Source organism: Corynebacterium sp. MSK008 (assembly GCF_030232585.1).
GTDB lineage: Bacteria > Actinomycetota > Actinomycetes > Mycobacteriales > Mycobacteriaceae > Corynebacterium.
This window is the reverse complement of sequence record NZ_JASPJX010000003.1, coordinates 42,200-67,824: the sequence shown is the minus strand read 5'-3', so window position 1 is coordinate 67,824 and position 25,625 is coordinate 42,200. Positions and strand designations below refer to the sequence as shown.

Sequence of the window (25,625 nt, the reverse complement as noted above, 5' to 3'; positions counted from 1 at the left end):
ATGACTTACGTGATTGCTCAACCGTGCGTCGATGTCTTGGACCGCAGCTGCGTTGAAGAGTGCCCCGTTGACTGCATCTACGAGGGAAAGCGCATGCTTTACATCCACCCCGACGAGTGCGTCGACTGCGGCGCCTGCGAGCCGGCATGCCCGGTCGAGGCCATCTTCTACGAGGACGACACCCCCGACGAGTGGAGCGAATACTACGACGCCAACGTCGGCTTCTTCGACGAGCTCGGCTCCCCGGGCGGCGCCGCCAAGACCGGCCCGCAGGACTTCGACCACCCGTTCGTGGCCGCCCTGCCGCCGCAGAACCAGGACTAGGCTATTGGCTCGCACTCCACTCGGATCGCGGCTGCCGGACTTTCCCTGGGACACCATCGCGGACGTGCGTGAGCGCGCCGCCGCCCACCCAGGCGGGCTGATTGACCTGTCCGTCGGCGGGCCCGTCGACCCGGTCGCGCCGTCGATCCAGCTCGCGCTGACCGAAGCTGCCGCGGCCCCCGGCTACCCGCAGACCGCCGGCACGCCCGAGCTGCGCGCCGCGATCGTCTCTTCGCTTGCGCGCCGCTTCGGCATCGCCGGGCTGAACGAGCGCTCCGTGCTGCCCGTGATCGGCCTGAAGGAGGCCGTGGCGTGGCTGCCCACGCTGCTCGGCCTGCGCGGTGCGAAGGTGATCATCCCGGAGGTCGCGTACCCCACCTATGAGGTCGGTGCGCTCATGGCCGACTGCGAAGTCGTGCGTTGCGACAACCCCGCGGCCGCCCCCCGCGACGCCGCCCTAGTCTTCGTCAACTCCCCGTCGAACCCGACCGGGGCAGTGGCGTCCGTGGAGCAGCTGCGCGCCTGGGTGGAGTTCTCCCGCGAGACCGGCGCGATCATTGCCTCCGACGAGTGCTACCTCTACCTCGGCTGGTCCGCCGAACCGGTGTCCATCCTGCACCCGTCGGTCACCGGCGGCGACAACACCGGGCTGCTCGCCCTGCACTCGCTGTCGAAGACGTCCAACCTGGCGTCGTATCGCGCCGGCACCATTTCCGGCGACGAGGAACTGGTGCAGGAGCTGCTGCTCGTGCGCAAGCACTCCGGCCTCATCGTGCCCGGCCCCATCCAGGCCGCGATGGTTGCAGCGCTCGGCGACGACATGCACGAGGAAATGCAGCGCTCCACCTACGCGATGCGCCGCGTCGAGCTCATGAAGGCGCTGCCGGAGGCGGGCTTTACTATCGACGACTCTGATGCCGGGTTGTACCTTTGGTGCCGTCGAGAAGCAATGAGCTCCCGCGAAACCCTGGACTGGCTCGCGGACCGCGGCATCCTCGCAGCTCCCGGCCACTTCTACGGGCCCGCCGGCGCGAACCACGTGCGCATCTCGCTGACCGCCACCGACGAACGCATCGCCGAAGCCGCCAAGCGCCTGGTTTCTTAACTTCGACCTCCCAGGACTACACTTACGTAAGTTTTGCGTACTTTTCCGAGGAGGTTGCCCGTGGCGCACGAGTACACCGCCGCACCAACCGGCGGCAGCACAGCGGTACGCCTTGTTGCCGGGTTGCGCCAATTCCTGCGCTTCGGCATCGTCGGCGGCTCCGGCGTGCTGGTCAACTTCATCGTGTTCTACCTGGCCAACAAGGCCCTGGAAAACGGGCTTGACCTCCACGCCAACGACGTGGTCATGCAGCTCGGCTCCACCCGCTGGAACGTGCGCTGGTACCACGTCATGTCCACCCTGGCGTTCGTGCTGGCCAACACCTGGAACTACCAGCTCAACCGCTCCTGGACCTTCCGCGGCGTGCACGGGCGCTCCTGGCTGCGCGGGTTTTTCCCGTTTTTGGCCACCGGCGCGCTCGCGTTCGCGGTGTCGCTGACGTGCATGACGCTGCTGATGAACCCCACCACGCCCATCGGCCTGCCGGACCACATCTTCGACGACTCCACCGGACTGCGCACCAAGTCCTACTGGGCGCAAGCCATCTCGACGTTCATTGCCATGCCGGTGAACTTCATCATCAACAAATTCTGGACCTTCGGAAAGCCAAAATCTGCCGTCTAGCTGGGGATTGTGAAATTCTCAGGAAAAGTTATCCACATTTTCGCCGGGGTCTAGATTTGGGGCTTGCGCGGTCATAGCTTGTCTGCCATGACACCATTCCAAGAGTTTCTGGACACACAACCGACCATCCGCGTACTTGAAGGTTTTGACAAGCGCGCCGCCGTCGCCGCCGGCGTGATACCGAACCTGGCCAGCAAGTGGGAAGCAATCCACAAGGTCTATTTCGGGCCCACACGGTGGACCAAACACCAACGCCTCGCCCGCAAGGCCGCCGACGAGTTCCCGCTGAGCCAGCTGGTCTACATCGAAGACCGGCTGAAGAAGATCCCCAACGAAGCCGAGCGGTGGCGCGTGCGCCGCAAGCTGCTGGAAAAGTTCACCACCCACCACGAGCTGAAAGCCAAGGCCGACCGGCTGATTCTCAAACCGGCACGGACAAAGCCGAAGCTGCAGGTCAGGTTTGGCAGATCCGTGCACGGCAGGCGCTCGATCCAGATCACTGCCGACGAGCATGACGCCGCCGACATCGAGGCCTACCTGCGCGAGGACCTCGACTCGACCAAACCGCCAGGGCCGCAGATGCTGCGAAGATTCCTCGATCTTGTCCGGGGCTGCGGCGGGGGCATACCCTTTGCCATTCGCCGCCCGATTGTGGTGGTGGGGCTGGACCAGCACGTGCAGATCCTCTCCGGCGAGGGCGACGAGGTGATCCTGGGACTCACCGACGGCACGACCATTACCGGCGCCGAATACCTTGCAATGGAGCCCGAACTCGCAGAGATAGCGCTGTTCCACCCGACCGAAGGCGCGTTGAACTTGTACCAAACGCAGCGCTACGCCAACGACAAACAGCGCGACCTCGCCCGGATGACGCTGACGGTGTGCCCGTGGCCGGGCTGCCGCCACGGCTCCGATGCCTGCGAGATCCACCACATGCAGTCGTGGGCCGAAGGCGGTGAGACGAACATGTCCAACCTTGTGCCGGTGTGCCGCTACCACAACCAGGTCAATCACGACATCGCCTCGCACGCCAACCGCCGCGGCAGCGTCAAACGGGTCAAAGGGACCCCCACGTGGGTCTCACCGAACGGGATCCCCGCGGCGAACCGGTATCACCCCTACGGGGCGATGGAGGTGCTGTTCGGCTCCGGTTCCTCTGGGGCGCGGAGCACGTAGCGGGCCATCTGGTCCTCGTGGCCGCGCAGACGCGCCGGGTCGGGGAGGAGGTCCTCGTATGTGAATCCGGCTTTCTCGGCCGCGCGGCGCGAGGCGGCGTTGTCCACGGCGATGTGGAGCTCCAGTCGGCGCACCCCTTGAGCGAACGCGTGGGAGGCGACCAGACGCAACGCCCGGGTGGTTAGGCCCTTCCCGCGAGCCCAAGGCGCGGTGCTGTAGCCAAGCACACCGCCGGGGCGCAGCTCGATGCTTCCGGCGTAGCGGCCGTCAAGGACATACGCCCACCGCTCGACGCCCTCCGGCACAGCGGCAAGGAAATCGTCGGCGTGCTCGCCGGTGTAGGGGTGCGGCACGGTTGTCCAGCGCACCATTACCGGGTCGTTGCTGGTGGCCACGATGTCGGCGCGTACCCCCGGCAACGAATCGATGTCGCTCCAGGGGAGCAGCGTCAGCTCCGCGTCGTGGAGGACCACAGCGTTAGTTGGCATGCAGGGCTTCGTTGAGCTCGATGCCCTTCGCGGGCACGGCTTCGACGGAGCCGGTGACGGAGTTGCGGCGGAACTGCAGGCCGTTCGCGCCGGAGAGCTCGAGCGCCTTGATCTCGGAGCCGGGCTCCTTGCCCAGCGCTTCGGCGACCGGGGCGGTGAGCACGACCTTGGTGCCGGCGGTGACGTAGAGGCCGGCTTCGACGATGCAGTCGTCGCCGAGCGAAATGCCCACGCCGGCGTTGGCGCCGAGCAGGCAGCGCTCGCCGAGCGAGATGACTTCCTTGCCGCCGCCGGACAGGGTGCCCATGATGGAGGCGCCGCCGCCGATGTCGGTGCCGTCGCCGACGACAACGCCCGCGGAGATGCGGCCCTCGACCATCGAGGCGCCGAGGGTGCCAGCGTTGAAGTTCACGAAGCCTTCGTGCATGACGGTGGTGCCTTCGGCGAGGTGGGCGCCGAGGCGGATGCGGTCAGCGTCGCCGATGCGCACGCCGGAGGGCACGACGTAGTCGACCATGCGCGGGAATTTGTCCACGGAGAACACCACGACGGGGCCCTTGGCGGCGAGGCGGCCGCGGGTCATCTGGAAGTCGGAGACGGCGCAGGGGCCGTAGTTGGTCCACACCACGTTGGACAGAAGTCCGAATACGCCGTCCATGTTGGCGCCGTGGGGGCGGATGAGGCGGTGCGACAGCAGGTGCAGGCGCAGGTAGACGTCGTAGGCATCCACGGCAGGTTCCGCCAGGTCTTTGATTGCGGTTTCCACTGCCACGCGTGCCACGCCGCGCGCCTCGTCGGGGCCGACGAGCTCTTCGAAGCGGGCGTCGGGCTCTGCCAATCGACGCGTCCCGGTTTCCTCAACCGGCTCATCTACTAACGGGGCGGGGTACCAGACGTCAAGCACGGTGCCGTCGTGGGTGATGGTGGCGACGCCGCGCGCAATCGCGGAAGTTGGGGAATTCATGCCAATTACCTTACGGCACCCCGGTTGCGGGTGAGGAAGGACATGGCAACCAGGAGCAACGACAGGATGGTGACGCTGATGACTTGGGAGCGCGAAGCGTCGTCGAAAAGCATGAGCACCGTCAGCCCCAGCAGCGCCGCAAGTGTCACCCACGGCACCCACGACGCGCCGCGCACACGCACCGCGGAGGCGCGGATGCGCGGGTGGATCTTGATAAAGCTCAGGGTGATCATGATCCAGGTGACGATGAGGCAGCCGCCGGTGGCGGACATGATGAAGTCGATCATCCCCGGCGGGTTCCACCACTGCAGCCCCACGGCCACGAACGCGAAAAACACGGAGATGAGCACGGAATTGCGCGGCACGCCGGCGGCGTTGGTGCGCGCCATCCACGCCGGTGCGTCGCCCTCGAGCGCCTGCTGGTAGCCCAGCCGCGAGGTGCCGTAGATCTGCGCGTTGAACGCGGACAAAAGCGCGAGCACGATCACGACTTCCATGAACCCAGCGGCGCCCGGGATGTTGGCCATCTCCAAAACGGCGGTGAACGGCGAGTCTGCGGCGGAGTCCGCGCCGTCGATGGCGGCGTAGGGCAGCAGCAGGATGATCACGGTGACGGAGCCGATGTAGAACAGCGCGATGCGCCAAATAATCGAGTTGACGGCGCGTTTGACGTTGTCGGAGGGGTTCTCCGACTCGGCGGCGGCGATGGTGACCACTTCGATGCCGCCGAACGCGAACGCCACCGCGAGCAGCCCGGCGGCGATGCCGGCGATGCCGTTGGGGGCGAAACCGGATTCGCGCACATGCTCGAAGCCGACGAAGTCGCTGGCGGGCAGCACGCCGGCCCACAGCAGCACGCCGATGACCAAGAATCCCAGGATGACGGCGATTTTGATCATGGCGAACCAGTACTCGAATTCGCCGAATCCTTTGACCTGCGCGAGGTTCACGGCGGTGAGCACGACCACGACGATGAGCCCGGGCACCCATTGCGGCACGCCGAACCAGCCGGCCATCATGGCGGAGGCGCCGGTGAGTTCGGCGCCGCACGCCATGATCAGTAGGAAGTAGTAGATCCAGCCGAGCAGAAACCCGGCCCAGTGGCCGAACGCCATGCGCCCGTAGGTGGCGAAGGAACCGGATGAGGGGTGCGCGGCGGCCATTTCGCCGAGCATGCGCATTACGGCGATGACGATCAGCCCGGCGATGGCGTAGGCGATGAGGATAGCGGGTCCGGCGGCGCGGATGCCTACGCCGACGCCGAGGAACAGCCCGGCGCCCACGGCGGTGCCGAGCCCCATGAGGGTGAGGTGGCGCGATTTCAGGCCGGAGCCGAGATCGCTATTGCTTCTCGACGTTCCTTCGGCCATCACTCGGCCCCCTTCTTCTGCGCGTTTTGGTGGATCGCGCCGGCGATGGCGATGACGCCGACGACGACGGTGACTGCGAGCATTTGGAAACGCCCGTCAGGGTTGGCCAGCATCAGCGCGATGACGCCCGCGGCGAGGCCGATCATGACCCACGGCAGGACGGCCGGCGCCCACATACGGACCTCGGTGATCTCGCCGGTGGCGACGAGCTTGGGGTGGATGCGCACGAAGGACAGGGCGACGACGATCCAGAGCACGATCAGGCAGCCGCCGACCGCGTTGAGCAAAAACGCGAGCAGGCCCGGCGGATTCCAGTACTGCAGGGCCACTGCGGCGAAGCCGAAGGCGACGGAGACGACCACGGCGCGCATGGGCACGCCGCGGGCGTCGGTGCGGGCAAACGACGCGGGGGCGTCGCCGCGCACGGCGAGGTTCTGCAGAAAGCGTGAAGAGCCGTAGATCTGGGTGTTGCAGGCGGAAAGCAGCGCCACCACGATGACGGCCTCCATGATGCCGACTGCGCCCGGGATGTTCGCCAGCTCGAGTACGGCGGTGAAGGGGGAGTCGGCGGCGGAGTCGGCCCCGCCGATCTCGTCGAAAGGCAAAAGCAGCACGATCAACAGCACGGAGCCGATGTAGAACACGGAGATGCGCCAGATGATGGAGCGGATCGCGGAGTGCACGCCCGCCTGGGGGTCCTCGGATTCGGCTGCGGCGACGGTGACCAGCTCAATGCCGCCGAACGCGAACGCCACGGCCAACAGTGCGGTGGCCACACCCGACCAGCCGTTGGGCATGAAGCCGACTTCGCTGACGTTGCTCAAGCCAACGAATCCGCCGGCGGGCAGCACGCCGAGCCACAGTGCGACGCCGATGACCAAAAACGCCACGATGACGGCGACCTTGATCAGGGCGAACCAGAACTCGAATTCGCCGAAGTTTTTCACGGCGGAGAAGTTGACCACGGTAAACGCCACGATGGCCACCAGTGCCGGGATCCAGGGCGAGATGCCGAACCATGCGGCGACAATGGCGGAGGCGCCGGTGATTTCCACGGCCATGATCATGATCATCATGAACCAGTACAGCCAGCCGATAGTGAACCCGGCCCACGGGCCGAATGCCTGGGCGGCGTAAGTGGAGAAGGTGCCGGAGGAGGGGCGCGCGGCGACCATCTCGGCGAGCATCTGCATAAAGCAGACGGTGATGAATCCGGCGATGACGTACGCGATCAGCACGGCCGGCCCGGCGGCTGCGATGCCCACGCCGGTGCCCAGGAACAGGCCGGCGCCGATGGCGGAGCCGAGGCCCATCATGGTCAGGTGGCGTGTCTTCAGCCCTCGGGCGAGCGCGGTGGAGTCCGCAACGGGGGAAACTGGTGTCGACATGTCGAACACCTTAAACGCAAGCTATTGAGCCAACGGCATTATATTCCGCATTTTTGCGCTAATCGACGCCTAAAGTGCGCCGCCGCACCACCGGCGAGGTGGAAAACGGCTCGTGTTCGATGCGCAGATCGTCGCGCCCGGCGATGGTCCGCGCGGGCACCTGGGCGCCGGCTTCGACGTCGAAGACCATGGTTTCCGGCTCGAGCATCACGCCGACGCCGATTTCGCACCGGTCGCCTAAATCCACCCCGATCACGCCGGCGGACGGGTGCAGCCGGCAGTCCCGCCCGACCCGCATCGGTGCGCGCTCGTGTTCGCTCACGCGCGACGCCATCAGCGCCGACGACAGCGACAGATCGGTCCCGCCGCCGACCACCACCGCCGACGACAGCCGCCCCTCAAGACGCGCCGGACCCAGCGTGCCCGCGTTGTAGGAGACGTAGCCTTCGCGCATCACCGAAGTCCCCTCCGCCAAGTACGCCCCCAGCCGCACGCGTTCGGCCTCGGCGATGGTCACACCGGACGGCACGACGTAGTCGACCATGCGCGGCAGCCGGTCGATGCCGTAGACGTGGATCAACCCGCGGGCCCGCAGGTTCGTGCGCACGGTTTCGAAGTTGTCCGCCAGGCACGGGCCTTTGTTGGTCCACACCACCGGCTCTAAAAGCTCCAACGCGCCGGACAGGTTGATCGTCAGCGGCTCCACCATGCGGTGCGACAGCAGGTGCAGGCGCAGAAACACGTCGTGGGCGTCGATCGGCGGCGCGTCCAAATCCGCGATGACGGTGCGCACCGGCACGAGTTCCACCAGCCTGTCGTGGTCTGCGCCAATAAGTTTCAGAAACTTCGGCGTCAGTTCGTGGGCGCTGACGCGGTGGGTGCCGGAGGTGGCGTCGATAGGCAGTAGCTCCGGCGACGGGAACCAGGTATCCAGCACGGTGCCGTTCATGGCGATGTTGGCGATTCCGACGGCGCGCGCTCCTTGAGACATGGCTGCGAGTCTAAACGTAGGATCGCCATGTGACTTCCTTAGATCTCTTCGCCGACCCAATTGCACTTTCCGCGGCGCTCGTGGACATCGAGTCGCCCTCGCACCACGAGGAGGCGATCGCGGACGCCGTCGAAGGAGCGCTGCGCGGCCTCGAACATGCGGAGGTTGCGCGCTTCGGCAACACGGTGGTGGCGCGCACGAACTTCGGGCTCGCCTCTCGCGTGGTGCTTGCGGGGCACATCGACACGGTCCCGCTCGCGGATAACACGCCCCACAAGCTTCTCGACGGCACCTTGCACGGCTGCGGCTCCGTCGACATGAAATCCGGCATGGCCTGTTACCTGGCGGCGTTCGCCCGCCTGGCGGAGCCGGGCAAAGCCGCCCACGACCTGACTGTGATCGCCTACGAGGGCGAGGAGGTCGCGCAGGAGTACAACGGCCTGCACCACCTGGAGCGCGACAACCCGGAGTGGCTTGAAGGCGACATCGCGCTGCTCGGCGAGCCGTCCGGCGGCATCATCGAGGCCGGCTGCCAGGGCACCATCCGCGTGTTCGTGGACGCGGAGGGCACCCGCGCGCACTCCGCCCGCAGCTGGCTGGGCCATAACGCGGCGCACGACCTGGCCGGCGTGCTCACGCGCATTGCTGCCTATGAACCGCGCGCCGTGGAGATCGACGGCTGCGAGTACCGCGAAGGCCTCAACGTGGTGGGCCTGGAGGGTTTCGTGGCCACCAACACCATCCCGGATCACGCGCGGCTGATCGTGAATTTCCGCTACGCGCCGGACCGCTCCGTCGAGGAGGCGAAGGCGCACCTCGAGGAAGCACTTTCGCTTGAGGACGGGCTGACGCTGACCTACGACGACGTCGCGCCGGGCGCACTGCCCGGCCTGGGCGATCCCGTGGCAGCCGGGCTAGTCAAGGCCGTGGGCGGGAACTTCCGCGCGAAGTTCGGATGGACGGACGTGTCGCGCTTTTCTAGCCTGGGTGTTCCCGCGGTCAACTTCGGCCCCGGCGACCCTGGATTTGCCCACAAGAAGGACGAGCAGTGCCCGACGGACCAGATCACGCAGGTCTTCGAGCAGCTGATGTCGTACCTGAGCGTCAACGAAAGCGAGTAGTCAATGGCCCCGCTGAACATCCCCCGCCCGGAGCGCGACCGGAAGCTGCGAGGCCCGATTGCGCTGCGCGGCTCGGGCCACCAGGCGTCCACGTTCGACCAGCGCTTGCTTGAGGCGTATGGCCACGCGGACAGCCAGTGGCGCCACGAGGACCCGTGGCGCGTGATGCGCATCCAGAGCGAGTTCGTCGCCGGCTTCGACGCGCTGAGTGAGATGCCGAAGGCAGTCACGGTGTTCGGCTCGGCCCGCCTGGGGGAGGGGACACCGGAGTATAAGTTGTCCTACGACGTGGGCAAAGCGCTGGTGGAGGCTGGCTACGCCGTAATCACTGGCGGCGGCCCGGGGCTGATGGAGGGGCCGAACCGTGGCGCGCACAACGCCGACGGCTTGTCGGTGGGTCTGGGCATCGAGCTGCCGTTCGAGCAGGGCTTGAACGATTGGGTGGATCTGGGCCTGAACTTCCGGTACTTCTTCGCCCGCAAGACCATGTTTTTGAAGTACTCGCAGGCGTTTATCGCGCTGCCGGGCGGTTTCGGCACGATGGACGAGGTCTTCGAGGTGCTGTGCATGGTGCAAACCGGCAAGGTCACCAACTTCCCGATCGTGCTGATGGGCACCGAGTTCTGGTCGGGGCTGGTGTCGTGGATCGAGGACCAGCTGCTGGGTCGCGGGCTGATCTCGCCGGGCGACGAGAAGCTGTTTTTGGTCACCGACTCCGTCGACGAGGCGGTGGCCCACATCGTGGATACGCACAAGGTGATGACGGATCAGCGCCTCAAGGATGACTAAGCCGCTCGCCGAAGTGATGGCGATTGTCAACCGCACGCCCGATTCGTTCTACGACAAGGGCGCAACGTTCGCCTCCGAGAAAGCACTTTTGCGTATCGACGGCGCCGTGTCCGCCGGTGCCAGCATCATCGACATCGGCGGTGTCAAGGCCGGGCCCGGCGACGACGTCGACGTGGCCGAGGAGATCGACCGCGTCGTGCCGCTGATCGCGGCCGCGCGCGGGCGCCACCCGGATGTGACCTTGAGCGTGGACACGTGGCGCGCGCCGGTGGCCGAGGCCGCGATCGCCGCCGGCGCGGACCTGATCAACGACACCTGGGCCGGATTCGACCCGGAGCTGGTGGAGGTCGCCGGCCACCATAAGGTGGGCTACGTCTGCTCACACACCGGCGGGGTCACGCCGCGCACCCGCCCGCACCGCGTGCACTACGACGACGTGGTCGCCGACGTCATCGCCGAGACCACCGCGCTGGCCGAGCGCGCCGCGTCGCTGGGCGTGCCGGAGGAACGCATCTTCATCGACCCGACCCACGATTTTGGCAAGAACACCTACCACGGCCTGGAGCTGCTGCGCCGCGTGGACGAGCTGGTGGCCACCGGCTGGCCGGTGCTGATGGCGCTGTCGAACAAGGACTTCGTCGGCGAGACGCTAGGCCGCGGGCTTTTCGGCGCGGACATCACCGAGCGCGTCCCCGGCACACTCGCCGCCACCGCGTGGGCGGCCGCGCGCGGGGTGGCGGCCTTCCGCGTGCACGAGGTCGCAGCCACGCTGGATGTGATCCGCATGACCGCCGCGATCCAGGGAGAGATGGCCCCGCTCCACACAGTCCGGGGGCTCGCGTGAAGGTCAGCGTGGTTATCCCTGCGTTGAATGAGGAAGCGACGGTGGCGGGCGTCGTCGAGAAGTGTCTCGCATCGCACGCCGACGAGGTGCTGGTGATCGACCCGGACTCCACCGACGCCACCGCCAAGCTCGCGGCGGAGGCGGGCGCGCGGGTGGTGCCGTGGCGCGAGGTGGACCCGCGCGAGCCCTGGGAGGGCAAGGGCGAGGCCCTGTGGCGCGGGGTGAAGGCGGCCACCGGCGACGTCGTGGTGTTCGTGGACGCGGACGTGACCTCGCTCGAGCCGTGGTGGGTCGACGCGCTCGCCGAACCCTTCAGCGACGACAGCGTCCACCTGGTCAAGGCCTCCTACGAGCGCGCCCGCGCCGGCGGCCGCGTCACCGAGCTGACCGCCAAGCCACTCCTGCGCGCGCTGTTCCCGCAGCTCGCCCACATCCGCCAACCGCTCGCAGGCGAGTACGCCATCCGCCGTGACACCGCGCTCCGTCTCCCGTCCGTCGCAGGTTACGGCGTCGAGGCCGGCTTGCTCATCGACGTCGCCTCCGCCCACACACCCACCTCCATCGGTGAAGTTGAGCTGAGCCCCCGCGAGCACCGCAACCGCCCGCTCACGCAACTGGGGCCCATGGCGGACGTGGTCTCCCGCACGATTCTGGCGCGCGCCGGGGTAGGCGAAATACAGGTCCGCGAGCGCCCCGCCTGGGTGGACGGTTAAACTAACCGTCATGCTTTCCTGGATCGTGCTAATCCTCATCCTCGCTCTGCTGAGCATCATCGGCGTGCGCGTGTTCGCTTCCGTCTTCGGCCGCGGCGAGGCGCTGCCTCCGATGCCACCGACCGCCGACGTCAAGGAGGCCAACCGCCGCGCCGTGGAGGAGGGCAACTTCGGCGACATTCAGCTCGAGGTGGTGCACCGCGGCTACCGCATGGATCAGGTGGATGCGCTGCTGGAGCAGTTGGCTGGTGGCAACCTTGGGCCCGTCGAGAGGCAGGAAGCTCGGGTAGAATCGTCAACGTCAACTATCGCGAAGTAAAAAGGAGCGTAGACGAATGGCAGCAATGAAGCCGCGTACCGGCAGTGGCCCGATGGAAGCGGTGGAGGAGTCCCGCAAGATCGTGATGCGTATCCCGTCCGACGGCGGTGGCCGCCTCGTGGTGGAGCTGTCCAAGGAGGAGGCCGGCGAGCTCGGCCGACTGCTCACGGAGGCCGCAGAAGCGTAACGCGCCGAACGCGGTAGTATCGCCACATGCTCAACGACATTGTGGACGTGCTCGCCGACCCGGCAGACCTGACCCCGCTTCGAGGCGAAGACGACTTTTCCCGTCTCGTCTCCGAATCGGGGCATTCTTATGACGTGGCCAAGCAGGGCTACGTCACCCTCGCCGCCGGCAAGGGCATCGGGCACGAGGGTGACTCGCTGGAGATGGTCAACTCCCGCGAGACGTTTCTGTCCAACGGTCACTTCGCGCCGTTCGTGGAAGCCGTCTCCGACGCGCTTGCCGACGTTGTGGAGCGCGCCGCCGGCGACGCCGATAACCCGGTGATCATGGAGGCCGGCGCCGGCACCGGCTACTACCTGGCCCACACCCTGGACCTAATCGCAGGTTCGCGCGGCGTCGGCCTGGACGTGTCCGTGCCGGCCGCGAAGCATCTTGCCAAGGCGCACCCGCGCGTGGGCGCTGTAGTGGCGGACGTGTGGGAGCAGCTGCCAATCCGTACCGGCTCCGTTCACGCTTTGTCGGTGGTGTTTGCGCCGCGTAACCCGGCGGAGTTCGCGCGTGTGCTCGTGGACGGCGGCGAGGCCGTCATGCTCGTCGCCGACCAGGGCCACCTGGATGAGTTGCGCGAGCCGCTGGGCATCCTCGGCGTTGAGGAGGGCAAGGTCGAGCGCCTCATCGCCCAGTCCGAGGGCCACCTGACCCCGGCGGCGGGGCCGCAGCTCATCGAGTTCCCGATGCTGCTCGAGCGCGACGCCATCGCCGCCCAGGTGGGTATGAGCCCGTCGGCGCGTCACCTGGACCGCGAGACGCTTCAGGCCCGCCTGGCGGAGCTGCCGGAGCAGATGCGGGTCACCGCGCGTGCGCAGCTGATCCGCATGCGCAAGGCCTAAAGCCTCCCTGCCTTAGCGCACGTAGCCGCGGCGCCACTCGGAGTGAATTTCCGCGCCGTCGTGGGCGCGGGTGCGGATGCCGGAGCAGCCGCCGTCGAGCCACACGCGCGAGGACATAACCACGCTGCCGCCACCGGCGTAGACCTCGATGGTGGAGCCGTCCACGATGACGGTGATGTTGTCCTCATCGTCGTCGTGGAGCGCGGCGCTGGCGGGGGAGCCGTCCATGCGGTCGAGGGTGATTGTGTCTCCGGAGTGGGTGATTACCACGCCCGGCTCGCCGTCGCTGTCGAGGACTTCCACGACGACGGAAGAGCCCGGCGCGACCTCGCACAGCCCGGCCCACATGCGGGCACGGTCGGTGCTGTCCACCGCGTCCGGCAAGCCCGGCGCGGGCACCTGGTAGAGGCGGCCGCCCTGAAGGGTGACGCGGCGCGGCAGGGTCAGGGCGTTGGCCCAGCCTTCGGCGTCCCAGTTGGGCTCGCGGGTGGGGTCGCCGGCGCGGTCGGTGTTGGTCATGAACCCGTAGAGGTAGGCGCGCTCGTAGAGCTTCGCCGTCTCGGCTAGGTTGTAGGTGGTGTTGCGGGGGCGGGTGAAGTCGTGGCCGTGGTCGACGATGGTGAAGGGGGTGTCCACGCGGAAGTTGTTGCCGCGAAGTTCGCCGACGGCGTAGACAGCGGTGTCTTTGCCGTCGCGCTCGAGAGTGACAAACAACACGTCGTGGATTTTCTCGTCGACCTCGTCGCGCAGGCGCACGATGCGCGGGGCGACCAGGGAGGCGTCGAGGTCGACGCCGGTGTCACCGTCGAATTCGAGGATGCCTTCGAGTTTCCAGTCGCGGCCGTCGTCGGAGGTGAGCACGACGGGCTTCGGGGCGGTTTCGGGCCCGGAGACGGCGAGCATGAGCCAGCCGTCGTGGGCGTCGTCTCGGTCGGCGTCGGCGTCCCAGTCGGGCACGACGCAGGGGGAGCGGAAGTTGCTCACGCCGGCGACGTCCTCGACGACGGCGCCGAGGCGGGCTGCGGCGCCGGAGACGTCGAGGTCAGCATCGTTGTCGAGGTCTGCGCACAGCTCGTCGACGTGCGGCACGTGCGCGACCTGGATGGTGTTGCCGGCGGCGGTGGCGGAGGTGAAGTACAGATCCACGCCGTCGCCCGCGGGGGAGACGCTGCCGGCGCGCACGGCGATTTCGCCGCCGACGGGCACGATGACGTCGTTGCAGTCCACCCAGCTAAACGCGTCCTCCTCGCTTTGCTGGTGCCCCCAGCGGCTGGGCGCTTCGGGGGTGGGGCGGTACTGGTAGAACATGTTCCACACCCGCTCGCTGGCTTTGCCGGTGCGGTAGATGCCGGCGGGGCCTTCGAGGATGCCGCGCTCGGCGGTGACGTGCAGTTCCGGACGGTAAACGGTCATCTCTTCAGCCCCTTGTAAATCTCTACGGTTTTTTGCGCAATGGTTGCCCAGGAAAAGTCGGTTTTTGCCCTCGTCAGCCCGGCGGCGCCCATGGCGGCGGCGCGCTGGGTATCGCCTGCGACGGCGTTGACGGCTTCGGCCAAGGCGGCCTCGAAGCCTGCGGTGTCGTTGGCGTCGTAGTCCACCAGCACGCCGGTCTCGCCGTCGATGACGACCTCTGGGATGCCGCCGACGCGCGAGGCTACCACGGCGGTCTCGCACGCCATCGCCTCGAGGTTCACAATGCCCAGCGGCTCGTAGATGGACGGGCACACGAACACGTCGGCCAGCGAGTACACCTCGCGCACCTTCTCCGCCGGCATCATTTCCTGGATCCAGAACACTCCGTCGCGCGAGGCTTTGAGCTTCTCGACGAGCCCTTCGGTCTCCGCCGCAATCTCCTCGGTGTCCGGGGCCCCAGCGCACAGGATGAGCTGGATGTCCTCGTCGAAGGCTTGGGCTGCCTTGAGCAGGTGGGCCACACCCTTTTGGCGGGTGATGCGCCCGACGAACGCCACGACGGGCTTGTCCGGGTTTACGCCCAGCTCTCCGGCGATGGTGCCGGAATCGGGGTACCACTTCTGCGGGTCGATGCCGTTTAAGACGGTGTGGACTTTAGCTTCGTCGATACGCGGGTACGCCCGCAGGACCGCTTCCTTCATGCCGGCGGACACCGCGATGACCGCATCGGCGTACTCGAAGGCGTTCTTCTCCGACCAGGAGGAGACGTTGTAGCCGCCGCCGAGTTGCTCGCGCTTCCAGGGGCGGTCCGGCTCCAACGAGTGGGCGGTGACCACGTGGGGGATTTCGTGCAGCTGGCCGGCCAGGTGCCCGCCAAGCCCCGCGTACCAGGTGTGCGAGTGCACCACGTCCAGCCCGGCGGCGGCGTCGGCCATGCGCAGGCCGGTGGACAGTGTCTTGATCGCCCCGTTGGCGTGTTCCAGCGCGGGGTCGACGCCGTGGACAAAGACGCCTTCCGCGTCGCGGGGTGCGCCCATGCAGTGCACGTCTACCTCGACGATGTCGCGCATGAAGCGCGTCAGCTCGGTGACGTGGACGCCGGCGCCGCCGTAGACCTCCGGTGGGTATTCGCGGGTGAACATTCCGACTTTCATGATCGCCGAGCCTACTTATGCGCGCGATTCCCTGCAGGGACCTCAAATTCTCATTAGCCTGGCTGGTATGAAAAGCCAGCCTCGAGTTCTCGCCATCGTTCTGGCCGGCGGTGAGGGCAAGCGCCTGTTTCCGTTGACCGCTGACCGTGCCAAGCCCGCCGTGCCGTTCGGCGGCAACTACCGCCTCATCGATTTTGTCCTGTCCAACCTGGTCAACGCGGGCTATATGCGCATCGCGGTGCTGACCCAGTACAAGTCCCACTCGCTGGACCGCCACGTGGCCACCGCGTGGAACGTCTCGGGGCCGACGCAGCAGTACATCGCCTCGGTGCCTGCGCAGCAGCGCCGCGGCAAGCGCTGGTACTCGGGTTCTGCGGACGCGATCGTGCAGTCGTTGAACCTGATCTACGACGACGCGCCGGATTACGTGCTGGTGTTCGGCGCGGACCACGTCTACCGCATGGATCCCTCGCAGATGGTGGAAGATCACATTGCTTCGGGCAAGGCGGCCACGGTGGCTGGCATCCGTGTGCCGCGCTCAGAGGCGCACGCGTTCGGCTGCATCCAGGCGGACGACGACGGTACGATCACCGAGTTCCTGGAGAAACCGTCGGACCCGCCGGGGACCCCGGACGACCCGGAGACCACGTTCGCGTCGATGGGTAACTACTGCTTCTCCACCGAGGCGCTGATTCAGGCGCTGCTCGAGGACGAGCAGAACGAGGAGTCCGCCCACGACATGGGCGGCGACATCATCCCGTACTTCGTGGCCCAGGGCGAAGCGAACGTCTACGACTTCTCCCGCAACGAGGTCCCGGGCGCCACCGAGCGTGACCGCGGCTACTGGCGCGACGTGGGCACGGTGGACTCGTTCTACGAAGCCCACATGGACCTCATTTCCTCGCACCCGGTGTTCAACCTCTACAACAAGGCGTGGCCCATCCACGCAACGGACGAGGACAACCTGCCGCCGGCGAAGTTTGTCATGGGCGGCATTGCACAGGAGTCCATTGTGGCTTCCGGCTCCATCATTTCGGGTGCGACGGTGCGTAACTCGGTGCTGTCTACCGACGTCCGCGTGGAAGAAGGTGCCACCGTTGAGGGGTCAGTGCTCATGCCTGGCGTGCGCGTGGGCAAGGGCGCGGTGGTGCGCCACTGCATCCTGGACAAAAACGTCTACGTCTCCGACGGGGAGATCATCGGCGTGGACCCGGAGCGCGACCGGGAGCGCTTCAAAGTCTCCGACAACGGCGTGGTGTGCGTGGGTAAGAGCGAGGTGATTTAGCGGCGCTTGGTCACAAGCGTCAGCCCACCGTCGAGAGGCAGGCGCGCAAGGGCGGCCTCTTCGAGCGCCAGCGTATCGACGAAAGCGTCCGCCTCCCGCGCCGCCTCAGTGTCGCGATCGCGGCGGGTGGGGTCGGCCACGGTGCCGTCGAGAAGCGAGCCTGCGATGACGAGTGTGCCGCCGGGGGCGAGTAGCGGCCACGCGGCGTCGATGAGCGGGCGCAGCTCCACGGCCGAGACATCGGCGTAGATCAGCTGGTACGCGCCCGTGGCGAGCCGGCCCATCACATCCAGCGGGCGGGAGGTGAGGAAGCGCACCCGAGACGGCGCAAAGCCTGCGGCGCGGAACGCATCTTTCGCGCCCGCCTGGAGCGCCGCCTCCGGCTCAATGCAGGTCAGGGTGGCTTTCTCGCGCAGGCCGGCGAGGATGTGCAGGCCCGCGACCCCCGCGGCCGGGGTCACCGCGACCGCACCCTGGGAGGCCTCGTTGCCCGCTGCCAGCACAGAAAGCAGATCGCCCACGATCTGGCTGGGAACCGGCACGCCGTTTTCCTCGGCGTCCTCGCGGGCGCGGGCAAGCGCTTCGCCCACCGCCTCCGGCAGGTGGTCCCGGCGGGAGTCGATGTAGGTGCTCAGTTGGGTAAACGCAGTCTCACTCACACCGGCAATCATAGCGGGGCGCATGTACTCAGCGAGCTCACAGGAGACGCGCTGGTGTCTGGGAGGTGAGTCTGCAAGAATATCCGCTATGACCTCTGAGGAAAACCAGCTGTCCGGCACCGCCGCGTTCGACGCAGGCGAGGGGGCCATGCCCACCTGGTCGGAGCTGGTGCAGGAACACGCCGACAGCGTGTACCGCCTTGCCTACCGCCTCTCCGGCAACCAGCACGACGCGGAGGACCTGACGCAGGAAACATTCATGCGCGTGTTCCGCAGCTTGAAGAACTACCAGCCGGGCACCTTCGAGGGCTGGCTGCACCGCATCACCACCAACCTGTTCCTGGACATGGTGCGCCGCCGCGCAAAGATCCGCATGGAAGCGCTGCCGGAGGACTACGAGCGGGTGCCGGGCACCGACATGACGCCGGAGGAGGCCTACAACGTGGCCAACCTGGATCCGGCGCTGCAGCGCGCGCTGGATGATTTGGCGCCGGATTTCCGCGTTGCCGTCGTGCTTTGCGACGTCATGGGCATGACCTACGAGGAAATCGGCGACACCCTCGGCGTGAAGATGGGCACGGTGCGCTCCCGCATCCACCGCGGGCGCGCACAGCTGCGCGAGTCTCTGGAGGCGCAGGCGCTTGAGGACGCACACGCGAAGGAACTCATCCGCACCCGCTAACACGCGACGTGATGTCAATGGCCAAACGCGAATTCAACTCCACCGACCACCTGAACCCGGAGGCGGTCGCCGCCTTCGTGGACGGCGAGCTGTCTGATCCCGCGTTCCGCCGCGCCGCGCGCCACCTGGAAGACTGCGACGAATGCGGTGCCGAGGTCGACGCCCAGCGCGGCGCCGCGAACCGGTTGCGCGTGGTGGATAACTCGGACGTGCACGCCCCGGCATCGCTGGTGGAGCGCCTGGCAGGCATGTGCGCCGACGACCTCGACGAGGTGGGCGAGACGACGGGGCCGAGCAGTAAGGGCAGGAAGCTGGGCGCCAACCTCAGCGCCAACCTCAGCGCCAATCTCAGCTCAGCGTTGCACTCGGCCCTGGGCGCGCTGAAGCGCCGCGGGGAGTAGGGTGTTATAGGTGTTTTCCAACATCGGCTGGGGCGAGATTTTCTTCATCCTGATCATCGGGCTCATCGTGATCGGGCCCGAGCGCCTGCCTGCCGTCGTCGAGGATGTGCGCGCGGCGATCTACGCCGCGAAGAAGGCCATCAACAACGCAAAAGCCGAGATGAACGGGGAGCTGGAAGGATTCGATGAGTTTAAAAAGCCCATCGATACCGTGTCTCAGTACGCGGCGATGGGGCCACGTCGCGCCATGGCGAAAGTGCTGTTCGAAGACGAGGCCGTAGATCCGCGCCAGGCCGGAACAGAGCCCACCCGCTCCGGCCCGCGACCCGCGCAGCCACAGCCGAATAAACCTGCGCCGCAGGAGCGGACGAGGCCGGATCAGGCGGAGCGGCCGTCGAAAGGCAGGAGCTTTTCCTGGGAGGACATTACTTAACCTGCGGGTTGAGGCTCTTGCCGGCGAGCGACTCGCGGCGCACCTTCAGCTGATCCGCCACGGCCTGGATGGCCTTGGCGGCAGGGGAGTCGGGCTCGGAGATGGTGACGGGGGTGCCGGTGTCGCCGTGCTCGCGGAGCTTCGGGTCTAAGGGGATGGAGCCGAGCAGCTTCACGTCGGAGTCCGTCAGCTGCGTCAGGCGCTCGGCCACCTGCTCGCCGCCGCCCTCGCCGAAGATGTCCATGACGGTGCCGTCGGGCATGGTCATGCCGGCCATGTTCTCGATCACGCCGGCGATCTTCTGATCGGTTTGCTGCGCGATCGTGCCGGCGCGCTCCGCCACCTCGGCCGCGGCGGCCTGCGGGGTGGTCACGATGAGCAGCTCGGCATTGGGCACGAGCTGCGCCACGGTGATGGCCACGTCGCCGGTGCCGGGCGGCAGGTCCATGAACAACACGTCCAGGTCGCCCCAGTACACGTCTGCGAGGAACTGCTGGATCGCGCGGGTGAGCATGGGCCCGCGCCACACGATCGGCGCGTTGCCTTCGACGAACTGGCCCACGGAGATGTGGCGCACGCCGTGGGCGATCGGCGGCATGATCATCTCGTCGACAACCGTTGGGCCCTTGTCGTTCGAGCCCATCAGGCCGGGCACGGAGTGGCCGTAGATGTCCGCGTCCACCACGCCGACGCTCAAGCCCTGCGCGGCAAGGGCGGTGGCCAGGTTCACGGTCATGGACGACTTGCCCACGCCGCCCTTGCCGGAGGCCACGGCGAAGATGCGGGTGCGCGTGTCCGGGTCCGCGAACGGGATCGCAGGCCCGGTCTGCTCGCCGCGCAGCTTCAGCGCCAGCGCCCGGCGCTGCTCATCGCTCATGGTGTGCAGGGTGACGGAGACGTCGCCGACACCGTCGAGCTCTTCGAGCACTGCGCGCGTGTTGCCCTCAATGGTGTCGCGCATCGGGCAGCCGGCGATGGTGAGGTAGATGCCCACGGCCACGTCCGCGCCGGTAATGCGCACGGATTCCACCATGTCCAGTTCGGTGATGGGCTTGCCAATTTCGGGGTCTTCCACGCGCGCGAGTGCGGCGAGGACGTCCTGCTCTGTGATTTTTTGTTCTGTTGCCATGTTGCTCAGCAGTATAACGGGGTCGCTGGTGCGAGCGGATACACTGGGGCACATGACTAATCCCATGAATAATTCTTCCCGTCTACCTGCGCGCGAGGTCCCTACGGGCTGGCCCGTCGGCAGCTTCAAAACGTACGCGGAAGCGCAGGAGGCGGTGGATTCGCTTTCCGACAAGGAATTCCCGGTGGAGAAACTCTCCATTGTGGGCGTGGATTTGATGCAGGTGGAGAAGATCACCGGCCGCCTGACGTGGGGCAAGGTACTGGGCACCGGCGCGTTGTCAGGCCTGTGGATGGGTCTGTTCATCGGCCTGATCCTGTCCGTGTTTACCGAACCTGGTTCGGGCTGGGTGACGTTTACCACCACGCTGATCGTCGGCGCGATTTTCGGTGTGATTTTCGCGGCGGTGGCGTACGCGTTCACGGGCGGCAAGCGCGATTTCTCGTCGGCGACGACGATTGTGGCGGGCCGTTACGACGTGCTGTGCGAGCCGGATGCCGCCCCGCATGCGCGCGATCTCATCGCGGGCCAGCTGCCTATCGACGACTCCGCGCACCCCAACCCCAATGCGTAAGCCGTACCGCGCACTGGCTGCCCTTTCCTTAAGCGCGGTCACGCTGTCCGGCTGTGTGCCCAACGGGCTGCAAGGCACCACGAAGGACCCCATCGCGATCGGCGTCGACGCCGACGACCCGGAGCAGCGCGTCCTGGGCGAGATCTACAGCCGCGTGCTGCAGCAGCTGGGCCGGCCCACTAGCGTGACCGCCGCCGACTTCTCCGCCGGCGACACGCTGCGGGTACTGAAGGAAACGCCGGTGGATTTCGTGGTGACCTGCACCGGCCGCCTGGTGGAGGAGACCGACGCCGCGGCCGCGGAACGCCTGAAACAGGAGGCGAAGGATGAGCCGGCTGGCTTTTCGGACGTGGTCTACGACCAGGCCATCGCTGGCCTGCCCAGCACCCTTCGCACCGTGGACCCCTCGCCGGCGCAAAGCTGCGGGCGCTCCGGTGAGCTGCCGCAGAACATCATCCCGCTGTTCGACAAGTCTGGCTTCGACCGCGGCGAGATCAACCGCCTGAACTTCATCACCCGCGTCATCTCCACCAAGTCGCTGGAGGAGATGGTCGAGGACATCGAGGGCGGCGCCGACGTCCAGGACACGCTGGCGGCGTGGATGATGGAAAACGCCCACATCAACATCTACGACGACGAGTTGCCGGAAGCGGACGAGGACGGGGCAGCGGCGGGCGACTCCGCCGACAGTGCTGGCGCGCGTTAACAAGCTCCTCAACACGAGGAAGGGCCCCGGGTGAACCCCGGGGCCCTAGCGCTTGAGGGGGAGCGCGGTGACGTGCTCCGTCGTCAAGCTACTTTGCAAATGCCTCCTCGAGCAGCTGCTTCTCCTCCTGCTGGTGCACCTTGGCCACACCGGTTGCGGTGGTGGACTGGGCGCGGCGGGACACGCGGACCATCTCCGGCATGTCCGGGATCAGGGTGCGCAGGTGCTCGTTGTAGAACGGCCATGCGCCCTGGTTTGCCGGCTCGTCCTGGACCCAGCGGATCTCCTTGGCATTCGGGTAGTTCTTGAACGCGTCCGAAAGGCGGTTGAAGGGGATCGGGTGGAGCATCTCCACGCGGATGATGGCGACGTCGTCGCGGCCGTCGGCCTCTTTCTTCTTCGCCAGCTCCCAGTAGATCTTGCCGGAGCAGAGCATGATGGTCTCCACCTTGTCGGTGTCGCCGATGACCTTGTTGCCGCGCTCGACGAAGTTCGGGTCGTCGATGACGGACTGGAAGCGGTTGACCTCGATGAAGTCAGCCGGCTGGGACACAGCGGCCTTGTTGCGCAGCATGGACTTCGGCGTGAAGACGACCAGCGGGCGCTTCATCTCGCCGAGCGCCTGGCGGCGCAGCAGGTGGAAGTGGTTTGCCGGGGTGGTCGGCTGGGCGATGGTCATGGAGCCCTCCGCCACGAGCTGCAGGTAGCGCTCGATGCGTGCGGAGGAGTGGTCCGGGCCCTGGCCCTCGTAGCCGTGCGGCAGCAGCGAGATCAGCGAGGACAGCTCGCCCCACTTGGTCTCGGAGGAGGAGACGTACTCGTCGATGATGGTCTGCGCGCCGTTGGCGAAGTCGCCGAACTGCGCTTCCCAGGCCACCACGGCGTCCTTGTTGCCCAGGGTGTAGCCGTACTCGAAGCCCATGCCCGCGAACTCGGTCAGGGCGGAGTTGAACACCTGGAAGTGGCCGCCGTTGTCTGCTTCCTGCGCGTTGTGGTCCAGCGGGTTGTACGCCTCGGCGTTGTCCGGGTTGTACAGCACCGCGTGGCGCTGGGTGAAGGTGCCGCGCTGGGAGTCCTCGCCGGCGAGGCGGACAAACTTGCCCTGCTCCGCCAGGGAGCCGAAGGCGAGCAGCTCGCCCCAGCCCCAGTCGATGTCGCCGTCGGTGAACGAGCCGCCGCGCTTCTTCAGCACGGACTTCAGGCGCTTGTTCGGCGTGAAGTCCTCCGGCAGGTTCGCGTACGCGTCGGCGAGGCGCTTGAACTGCTCCTCGGAGATGTTCGTGTCCAGGCCGCGGGTGAGCTCCTGGGACTCGGTGATGCCGGTCTGCTCGCTCGGCTGGCCCTTCTCCGCCTTGACGTCGGAGAAGACGGAATCCAGCTGGTCGTGGAAGTCCTGTGCTGCCTTCTCTGCGTCTTCCTCGGTGATGTCGCCGCGGCCGATGAGGTCTTGGGTGTAGCGGGTACGCACCGACGGGTGGGACTGGATGCGGTCGTACATGACCGGCTGGGTCACCGTCGGGTCGTCGGCCTCGTTGTGGCCGCGCAGGCGGTAGCAGATCAGGTCGATGAAGACGTCCTTGCCAAACTCGCGGCGGTACTCGGTGGCCAGCTGGGCCACCCAGGCTGCGGCCTCCGGGTCGTCGCCGTTGACGTGGAACACCGGGCAGTCGAAGCCCTTGGCCAGGTCGGTGGCGTAGTAGGAGGAACGGCCGGAGTCCGGGGTGGTGGTGAAGCCGATCTGGTTGTTCACCACGATGTGGATGGTGCCGCCGACGGTGTAGCCCGGCAGGCGGGACAGGTTCAGCGTCTCCTGGACCACGCCTAGGCCGGTGAACGACGCGTCGCCGTGCAGCATCAGTGGCACGACCGGGTGGTCCTCGCGGCCCTTTGCAAACTTGATCTGGTCGGCCTTGGCGCGCGCCATGCCCACCAGGACCGGGTCCACGGCCTCGAGGTGGGATGGGTTGGCGGCCAGGGAGACCTTGATTTCGCCGTCGCCGAACATCTGGATGTGCTCGCCCTCGAAGCCGAGGTGGTACTTCACGTCGCCGGAGCCGCCCTGCTGGGCTGCGCGCATGTTGCCCTCAAACTCGTTGAAGATGGTGGCAACCGGCTTGCCCACGATGTTGAACAGCACGTTCAGGCGGCCGCGGTGCGGCATGCCGATGACAACCTCTTCCAGGCCCTGGCCTGCCGCGGTGTCGATGATGGCGTCCATCAGCGGGATCAGGGTCTCGGCGCCCTCGAGCGAGAAGCGCTTCTGGCCGAGGTACTTGGTCTGCAGGAAGTTCTCGAAGGCCTCGGCGGCGTTGAGCTTCTGCAGGATGTACTTCTGCTCCGGTCCGGTCGGCTTGGGCATGCCGGCCTCGACGCGGTCGCGCAGCCACTCGCGCTCGTCGCGGTCCATGATGTGGGAGTACTCAGTGCCCACCTTCAGGGTGTAGGCCGCGCGCAGGCGGGACATGACCTCGCGCAGGGTCATCTGTTCCTTGCCGCCGAAGCCGCCGACGTGGAAGACGCGGTCCAGGTCCCACAGGGTCAGGCCGTGGGTCTCCATGAGCAGGTCGCGCGAGTCCGGCTTGGGCAGGCCCGGCTGGTGCCAGTGCAGCGGGTTGGTGTCGGCGATGAGGTGGCCGCGGGAGCGGTACGCCTCGATCAGCTGCATGACGCGGGTGTCCTTGTTGACGCCGGTGTTCGGCTCGTCCTGAGCCCAGCGCAGCGGCGAGAACGGGATCTGCAGGGAGCGGAAGATTTCGTCCCAGAACTTGTCGTCGATGAGCAGCGCGGAGATGTCGCGCAGGAACTCGCCGGACTCCGCACCCTGGATGACGCGGTGGTCGTAGGTGGAGGTCAGGGTGACCAGCTTGCCCACGCCGAGCTCGGCGAGGCGGTCCTCGGAGGCGCCGGCGAACTCTGCCGGGTAGTCCATTGCGCCGACGCCGACGATGGTGCCTTGGCCCTTGGTCAGGCGCGGGATGGAGTGGCGGGTGCCGATGCCGCCCGGGTTGGTCAGCTGGATGGTCACGCCGGAGAAGTCGTCCATGGTGAGCTTGCCGTCGCGGGCGCGGGCGACGATGTCCTCGTATGCCTCGACGAACTCGTCGAAGGACTTGTTCTCGCACTCCTTGATGGCGGCGACGACGAGGGAGCGGGAGCCGTTCTTGCCCGGCAGGTCGATGGCCAGGCCGAGGTTGATGTGCTCCGGCTGCACGGCGAAGGACTTGTTGCCGTCCTCCTTGTAGTTCTTGTTCATGTCCGGGTGCAGCTTGGTGGCCAGGACGATGGCGTAGCCCAGGATGTGGGTGAAGGAGACCTTGCCGCCGCGGGTGCGCTTGAGGTGGTCGTTGATCAGCGCGCGGTTTTCAAACATGAGCTTGACCGGCATGTCGCGCACGGTGGTCGCGGTCGGTACCTCGAGCGACTCGTTCATGTTCTTGGCAATAGCCTTAAAAGCGCCCTTGAGCTGGAATTCGCCGGGCTCAACCTCGACCTGGTTGACCTTGTCCAGCGGGGAAGCCTTGGCCGGCTTCACGGCGCGCTTGGGCTTTTCGGCCACCTTGGCCGCTGCCTCGTCCACCTTGGTCTCGCGGCCGTCCTGGCTCGGGGCGCCGGTGGTGCGGGAGACCTTCGGGTCAGTCTTCGGAGTGCTTGCGCTCTCGTCGGAAGGGGTGACGTTGGGGGTGCCCTTCGCGGTCTTCGGAGCGCCCTTGTTCTCGAAAAGTTCACGCCATTCGGCGTCCACCGAGTTGGGGTCGTCCTTGTACTGCTGGAACATCTCGTCAACCAGCCAGCTGTTCTGGCCGAACGTGTTTTCGCTGCTCACGGCAGGTTCTCGCCTTCCTTCTGGGTTGTGTTCGCGGAACGTTTCTTTGACTGTAATCGTCGGCGCTGGTAAC

Annotated in this window: 27 protein-coding genes; 17 read left to right on the top strand and 10 right to left on the bottom strand. The window is 66.8% G+C overall.

The window, feature by feature from the left end:
- From fdxA to QP996_RS03245, 4 genes are all read left to right on the top strand, one after another.
- Window positions 1-324, top strand: a complete 324-nt coding sequence (fdxA, locus tag QP996_RS03260; RefSeq protein ID WP_284871193.1) for a ferredoxin — start codon at window positions 1-3, stop codon at window positions 322-324.
- 4 nt (window positions 325-328) lie between these two features.
- Window positions 329-1,429, top strand: coding sequence for a succinyldiaminopimelate transaminase (gene dapC, locus QP996_RS03255; protein WP_284871192.1), 1,101 nt, complete (start codon window positions 329-331; stop codon window positions 1,427-1,429).
- A gap of 60 nt (window positions 1,430-1,489) precedes the next feature.
- Window positions 1,490-2,053: a GtrA family protein gene (locus tag QP996_RS03250; RefSeq protein ID WP_284871191.1), complete on the top strand. Its 564-nt coding sequence runs from the start codon at window positions 1,490-1,492 to the stop codon at window positions 2,051-2,053.
- 87 nt (window positions 2,054-2,140) lie between these two features.
- The gene (locus QP996_RS03245) at window positions 2,141-3,229 is read left to right on the top strand and encodes an HNH endonuclease signature motif containing protein (protein ID WP_284871190.1); all 1,089 of its coding nucleotides are present in this window, start codon (window positions 2,141-2,143) and stop codon (window positions 3,227-3,229) included.
- On the opposite strand, the gene QP996_RS03240 is transcribed toward QP996_RS03245, so the two are convergent.
- Genes QP996_RS03240 through QP996_RS03220 form a run of 5 tightly spaced genes read right to left on the bottom strand, consistent with a single transcriptional unit; the run spans window position 3,172 to window position 8,430 of the window.
- Entirely contained in the window at window positions 3,172-3,717 is a 546-nt protein-coding gene (locus QP996_RS03240) for a GNAT family N-acetyltransferase (protein ID WP_284871189.1), read from the bottom strand. The genes QP996_RS03245 and QP996_RS03240 overlap by 58 nt on opposite strands.
- Window positions 3,707-4,681, bottom strand: coding sequence for a 2,3,4,5-tetrahydropyridine-2,6-dicarboxylate N-succinyltransferase (gene dapD, locus QP996_RS03235; protein WP_284871188.1), 975 nt, complete (start codon window positions 4,679-4,681; stop codon window positions 3,707-3,709). The genes QP996_RS03240 and dapD overlap by 11 nt, the downstream gene beginning before the upstream one ends.
- A gap of 5 nt (window positions 4,682-4,686) precedes the next feature.
- Window positions 4,687-6,051, bottom strand: coding sequence for an amino acid permease (locus tag QP996_RS03230; protein WP_284871187.1), 1,365 nt, complete (start codon window positions 6,049-6,051; stop codon window positions 4,687-4,689).
- Window positions 6,051-7,439 carry an amino acid permease gene (locus tag QP996_RS03225; RefSeq protein ID WP_284871186.1) on the bottom strand — a complete coding sequence of 463 codons (1,389 nt, stop codon included), beginning with the start codon at window positions 7,437-7,439 and terminating at the stop codon, window positions 6,051-6,053. The genes QP996_RS03230 and QP996_RS03225 overlap by 1 nt, the downstream gene beginning before the upstream one ends.
- Before the next feature lie 58 nt (window positions 7,440-7,497).
- Complete coding sequence (locus QP996_RS03220) at window positions 7,498-8,430, bottom strand: 2,3,4,5-tetrahydropyridine-2,6-dicarboxylate N-succinyltransferase (RefSeq protein WP_284871185.1); 933 nt, start codon at window positions 8,428-8,430, stop codon at window positions 7,498-7,500.
- Window positions 8,431-8,459: 29 nt separating this feature from the next.
- On the opposite strand from QP996_RS03220, the gene dapE reads away from it, so the two are divergent.
- The 7 genes from dapE to QP996_RS03185 are packed head-to-tail and all read left to right on the top strand — an operon-like array spanning window position 8,460 to window position 13,293.
- Window positions 8,460-9,551, top strand: coding sequence for a succinyl-diaminopimelate desuccinylase (gene dapE, locus QP996_RS03215; RefSeq protein ID WP_284871184.1), 1,092 nt, complete (start codon window positions 8,460-8,462; stop codon window positions 9,549-9,551).
- 3 nt (window positions 9,552-9,554) lie between these two features.
- A complete protein-coding gene (locus QP996_RS03210) occupies window positions 9,555-10,340 on the top strand; it encodes an LOG family protein (RefSeq protein ID WP_284871183.1) in 786 nt (261 codons plus the stop codon).
- Entirely contained in the window at window positions 10,333-11,184 is an 852-nt protein-coding gene (gene folP / locus QP996_RS03205) for a dihydropteroate synthase (RefSeq protein WP_284871182.1), read from the top strand. Before QP996_RS03210 ends, folP begins: the two co-directional genes overlap by 8 nt.
- A complete protein-coding gene (locus QP996_RS03200) occupies window positions 11,181-11,897 on the top strand; it encodes a glucosyl-3-phosphoglycerate synthase (protein ID WP_284871181.1) in 717 nt (238 codons plus the stop codon). Before folP ends, QP996_RS03200 begins: the two co-directional genes overlap by 4 nt.
- Window positions 11,898-11,907: 10 nt before the next feature.
- The gene (locus QP996_RS03195) at window positions 11,908-12,216 is read left to right on the top strand and encodes a cell division protein DivIVA (RefSeq protein ID WP_284871180.1); all 309 of its coding nucleotides are present in this window, start codon (window positions 11,908-11,910) and stop codon (window positions 12,214-12,216) included.
- 16 nt (window positions 12,217-12,232) lie between these two features.
- On the top strand, window positions 12,233-12,403 hold the full coding sequence (locus QP996_RS03190) for a DUF3117 domain-containing protein (RefSeq protein WP_070475087.1): 171 nt from the start codon (window positions 12,233-12,235) through the stop codon (window positions 12,401-12,403).
- 26 nt (window positions 12,404-12,429) lie between these two features.
- Window positions 12,430-13,293 (top strand): class I SAM-dependent methyltransferase, encoded by an 864-nt coding sequence (locus QP996_RS03185; RefSeq protein WP_284871179.1) that lies wholly within the window; start codon window positions 12,430-12,432, stop codon window positions 13,291-13,293.
- Between the two features lie 12 nt (window positions 13,294-13,305).
- On the opposite strand, the gene QP996_RS03180 is transcribed toward QP996_RS03185, so the two are convergent.
- Together QP996_RS03180 and glgA are read right to left on the bottom strand one after the other, a co-directional pair.
- Window positions 13,306-14,706: a GH32 C-terminal domain-containing protein gene (locus QP996_RS03180; protein WP_284871178.1), complete on the bottom strand. Its 1,401-nt coding sequence runs from the start codon at window positions 14,704-14,706 to the stop codon at window positions 13,306-13,308.
- The gene (glgA, locus tag QP996_RS03175) at window positions 14,703-15,860 is read right to left on the bottom strand and encodes a glycogen synthase (protein ID WP_284871177.1); all 1,158 of its coding nucleotides are present in this window, start codon (window positions 15,858-15,860) and stop codon (window positions 14,703-14,705) included. The genes QP996_RS03180 and glgA overlap by 4 nt, the downstream gene beginning before the upstream one ends.
- Window positions 15,861-15,927: 67 nt before the next feature.
- Between glgA and glgC the strand changes: the two genes are divergently transcribed.
- Window positions 15,928-17,145 (top strand): glucose-1-phosphate adenylyltransferase, encoded by a 1,218-nt coding sequence (gene glgC / locus QP996_RS03170; protein WP_284871176.1) that lies wholly within the window; start codon window positions 15,928-15,930, stop codon window positions 17,143-17,145.
- Here glgC and QP996_RS03165 read toward each other — a convergent pair.
- A complete protein-coding gene (locus tag QP996_RS03165; RefSeq protein ID WP_502870110.1) occupies window positions 17,142-17,816 on the bottom strand; it encodes an O-methyltransferase in 675 nt (224 codons plus the stop codon). The genes glgC and QP996_RS03165 overlap by 4 nt on opposite strands.
- A 76-nt stretch (window positions 17,817-17,892) precedes the next feature.
- On the opposite strand from QP996_RS03165, the gene sigE reads away from it, so the two are divergent.
- Genes sigE through tatB form a run of 3 tightly spaced genes read left to right on the top strand, consistent with a single transcriptional unit; the run spans window position 17,893 to window position 19,320 of the window.
- Entirely contained in the window at window positions 17,893-18,486 is a 594-nt protein-coding gene (gene sigE, locus QP996_RS03160) for an RNA polymerase sigma factor SigE (RefSeq protein ID WP_284871174.1), read from the top strand.
- An 11-nt stretch (window positions 18,487-18,497) separates the two neighbouring features.
- Entirely contained in the window at window positions 18,498-18,887 is a 390-nt protein-coding gene (locus QP996_RS03155; RefSeq protein WP_284871173.1) for an anti-sigma factor family protein, read from the top strand.
- A 10-nt stretch (window positions 18,888-18,897) separates the two neighbouring features.
- Entirely contained in the window at window positions 18,898-19,320 is a 423-nt protein-coding gene (gene tatB, locus QP996_RS03150; RefSeq protein ID WP_284871172.1) for a Sec-independent protein translocase protein TatB, read from the top strand.
- On the opposite strand, the gene QP996_RS03145 is transcribed toward tatB, so the two are convergent.
- Window positions 19,313-20,449: an Mrp/NBP35 family ATP-binding protein gene (locus QP996_RS03145; RefSeq protein ID WP_284871171.1), complete on the bottom strand. Its 1,137-nt coding sequence runs from the start codon at window positions 20,447-20,449 to the stop codon at window positions 19,313-19,315. The genes tatB and QP996_RS03145 overlap by 8 nt on opposite strands.
- Window positions 20,450-20,501: 52 nt before the next feature.
- Between QP996_RS03145 and QP996_RS03140 the strand changes: the two genes are divergently transcribed.
- A complete protein-coding gene (locus tag QP996_RS03140) occupies window positions 20,502-21,023 on the top strand; it encodes a YflT domain-containing protein (protein ID WP_284871170.1) in 522 nt (173 codons plus the stop codon).
- Window positions 21,016-21,729 (top strand): hypothetical protein, encoded by a 714-nt coding sequence (locus tag QP996_RS03135; protein ID WP_284871169.1) that lies wholly within the window; start codon window positions 21,016-21,018, stop codon window positions 21,727-21,729. Before QP996_RS03140 ends, QP996_RS03135 begins: the two co-directional genes overlap by 8 nt.
- A gap of 88 nt (window positions 21,730-21,817) precedes the next feature.
- Here QP996_RS03135 and QP996_RS03130 read toward each other — a convergent pair whose 3' ends face one another.
- Window positions 21,818-25,552 carry a multifunctional oxoglutarate decarboxylase/oxoglutarate dehydrogenase thiamine pyrophosphate-binding subunit/dihydrolipoyllysine-residue succinyltransferase subunit gene (locus QP996_RS03130; RefSeq protein ID WP_284871168.1) on the bottom strand — a complete coding sequence of 1,245 codons (3,735 nt, stop codon included), beginning with the start codon at window positions 25,550-25,552 and terminating at the stop codon, window positions 21,818-21,820.
- Between the last annotated feature and the right edge of the window lie 73 nt (window positions 25,553-25,625).

Bases quoted from the DNA above. Each gene is read 5' to 3' on its own strand.
- fdxA (WP_284871193.1), top strand. From the start codon at position 1: ATGACTTACGTGATTGCTCAACCGTGCGTCGATGTCTTGGACCGCAGC.
- QP996_RS03245 (WP_284871190.1), top strand. From the start codon at position 2,141: ATGACACCATTCCAAGAGTTTCTGGACACACAACCGACCATCCGCGTA.
- QP996_RS03240 (WP_284871189.1), bottom strand. From the start codon at position 3,717: ATGCCAACTAACGCTGTGGTCCTCCACGACGCGGAGCTGACGCTGCTC.
- dapD (WP_284871188.1), bottom strand. From the start codon at position 4,681: ATGAATTCCCCAACTTCCGCGATTGCGCGCGGCGTCGCCACCATCACC.
- QP996_RS03230 (WP_284871187.1), bottom strand. From the start codon at position 6,051: ATGGCCGAAGGAACGTCGAGAAGCAATAGCGATCTCGGCTCCGGCCTG.
- QP996_RS03225 (WP_284871186.1), bottom strand. From the start codon at position 7,439: ATGTCGACACCAGTTTCCCCCGTTGCGGACTCCACCGCGCTCGCCCGA.
- QP996_RS03220 (WP_284871185.1), bottom strand. From the start codon at position 8,430: ATGTCTCAAGGAGCGCGCGCCGTCGGAATCGCCAACATCGCCATGAAC.
- QP996_RS03210 (WP_284871183.1), top strand. From the start codon at position 9,555: ATGGCCCCGCTGAACATCCCCCGCCCGGAGCGCGACCGGAAGCTGCGA.
- folP (WP_284871182.1), top strand. From the start codon at position 10,333: ATGACTAAGCCGCTCGCCGAAGTGATGGCGATTGTCAACCGCACGCCC.
- QP996_RS03195 (WP_284871180.1), top strand. From the start codon at position 11,908: ATGCTTTCCTGGATCGTGCTAATCCTCATCCTCGCTCTGCTGAGCATC.
- QP996_RS03190 (WP_070475087.1), top strand. From the start codon at position 12,233: ATGGCAGCAATGAAGCCGCGTACCGGCAGTGGCCCGATGGAAGCGGTG.
- QP996_RS03185 (WP_284871179.1), top strand. From the start codon at position 12,430: ATGCTCAACGACATTGTGGACGTGCTCGCCGACCCGGCAGACCTGACC.
- QP996_RS03180 (WP_284871178.1), bottom strand. From the start codon at position 14,706: ATGACCGTTTACCGTCCGGAACTGCACGTCACCGCCGAGCGCGGCATC.
- glgA (WP_284871177.1), bottom strand. From the start codon at position 15,860: ATGAAAGTCGGAATGTTCACCCGCGAATACCCACCGGAGGTCTACGGC.
- glgC (WP_284871176.1), top strand. From the start codon at position 15,928: ATGAAAAGCCAGCCTCGAGTTCTCGCCATCGTTCTGGCCGGCGGTGAG.
- QP996_RS03165 (WP_502870110.1), bottom strand. From the start codon at position 17,816: ATGATTGCCGGTGTGAGTGAGACTGCGTTTACCCAACTGAGCACCTAC.
- sigE (WP_284871174.1), top strand. From the start codon at position 17,893: ATGACCTCTGAGGAAAACCAGCTGTCCGGCACCGCCGCGTTCGACGCA.
- QP996_RS03155 (WP_284871173.1), top strand. From the start codon at position 18,498: ATGTCAATGGCCAAACGCGAATTCAACTCCACCGACCACCTGAACCCG.
- QP996_RS03145 (WP_284871171.1), bottom strand. From the start codon at position 20,449: ATGGCAACAGAACAAAAAATCACAGAGCAGGACGTCCTCGCCGCACTC.
- QP996_RS03140 (WP_284871170.1), top strand. From the start codon at position 20,502: ATGACTAATCCCATGAATAATTCTTCCCGTCTACCTGCGCGCGAGGTC.
- QP996_RS03135 (WP_284871169.1), top strand. From the start codon at position 21,016: ATGCGTAAGCCGTACCGCGCACTGGCTGCCCTTTCCTTAAGCGCGGTC.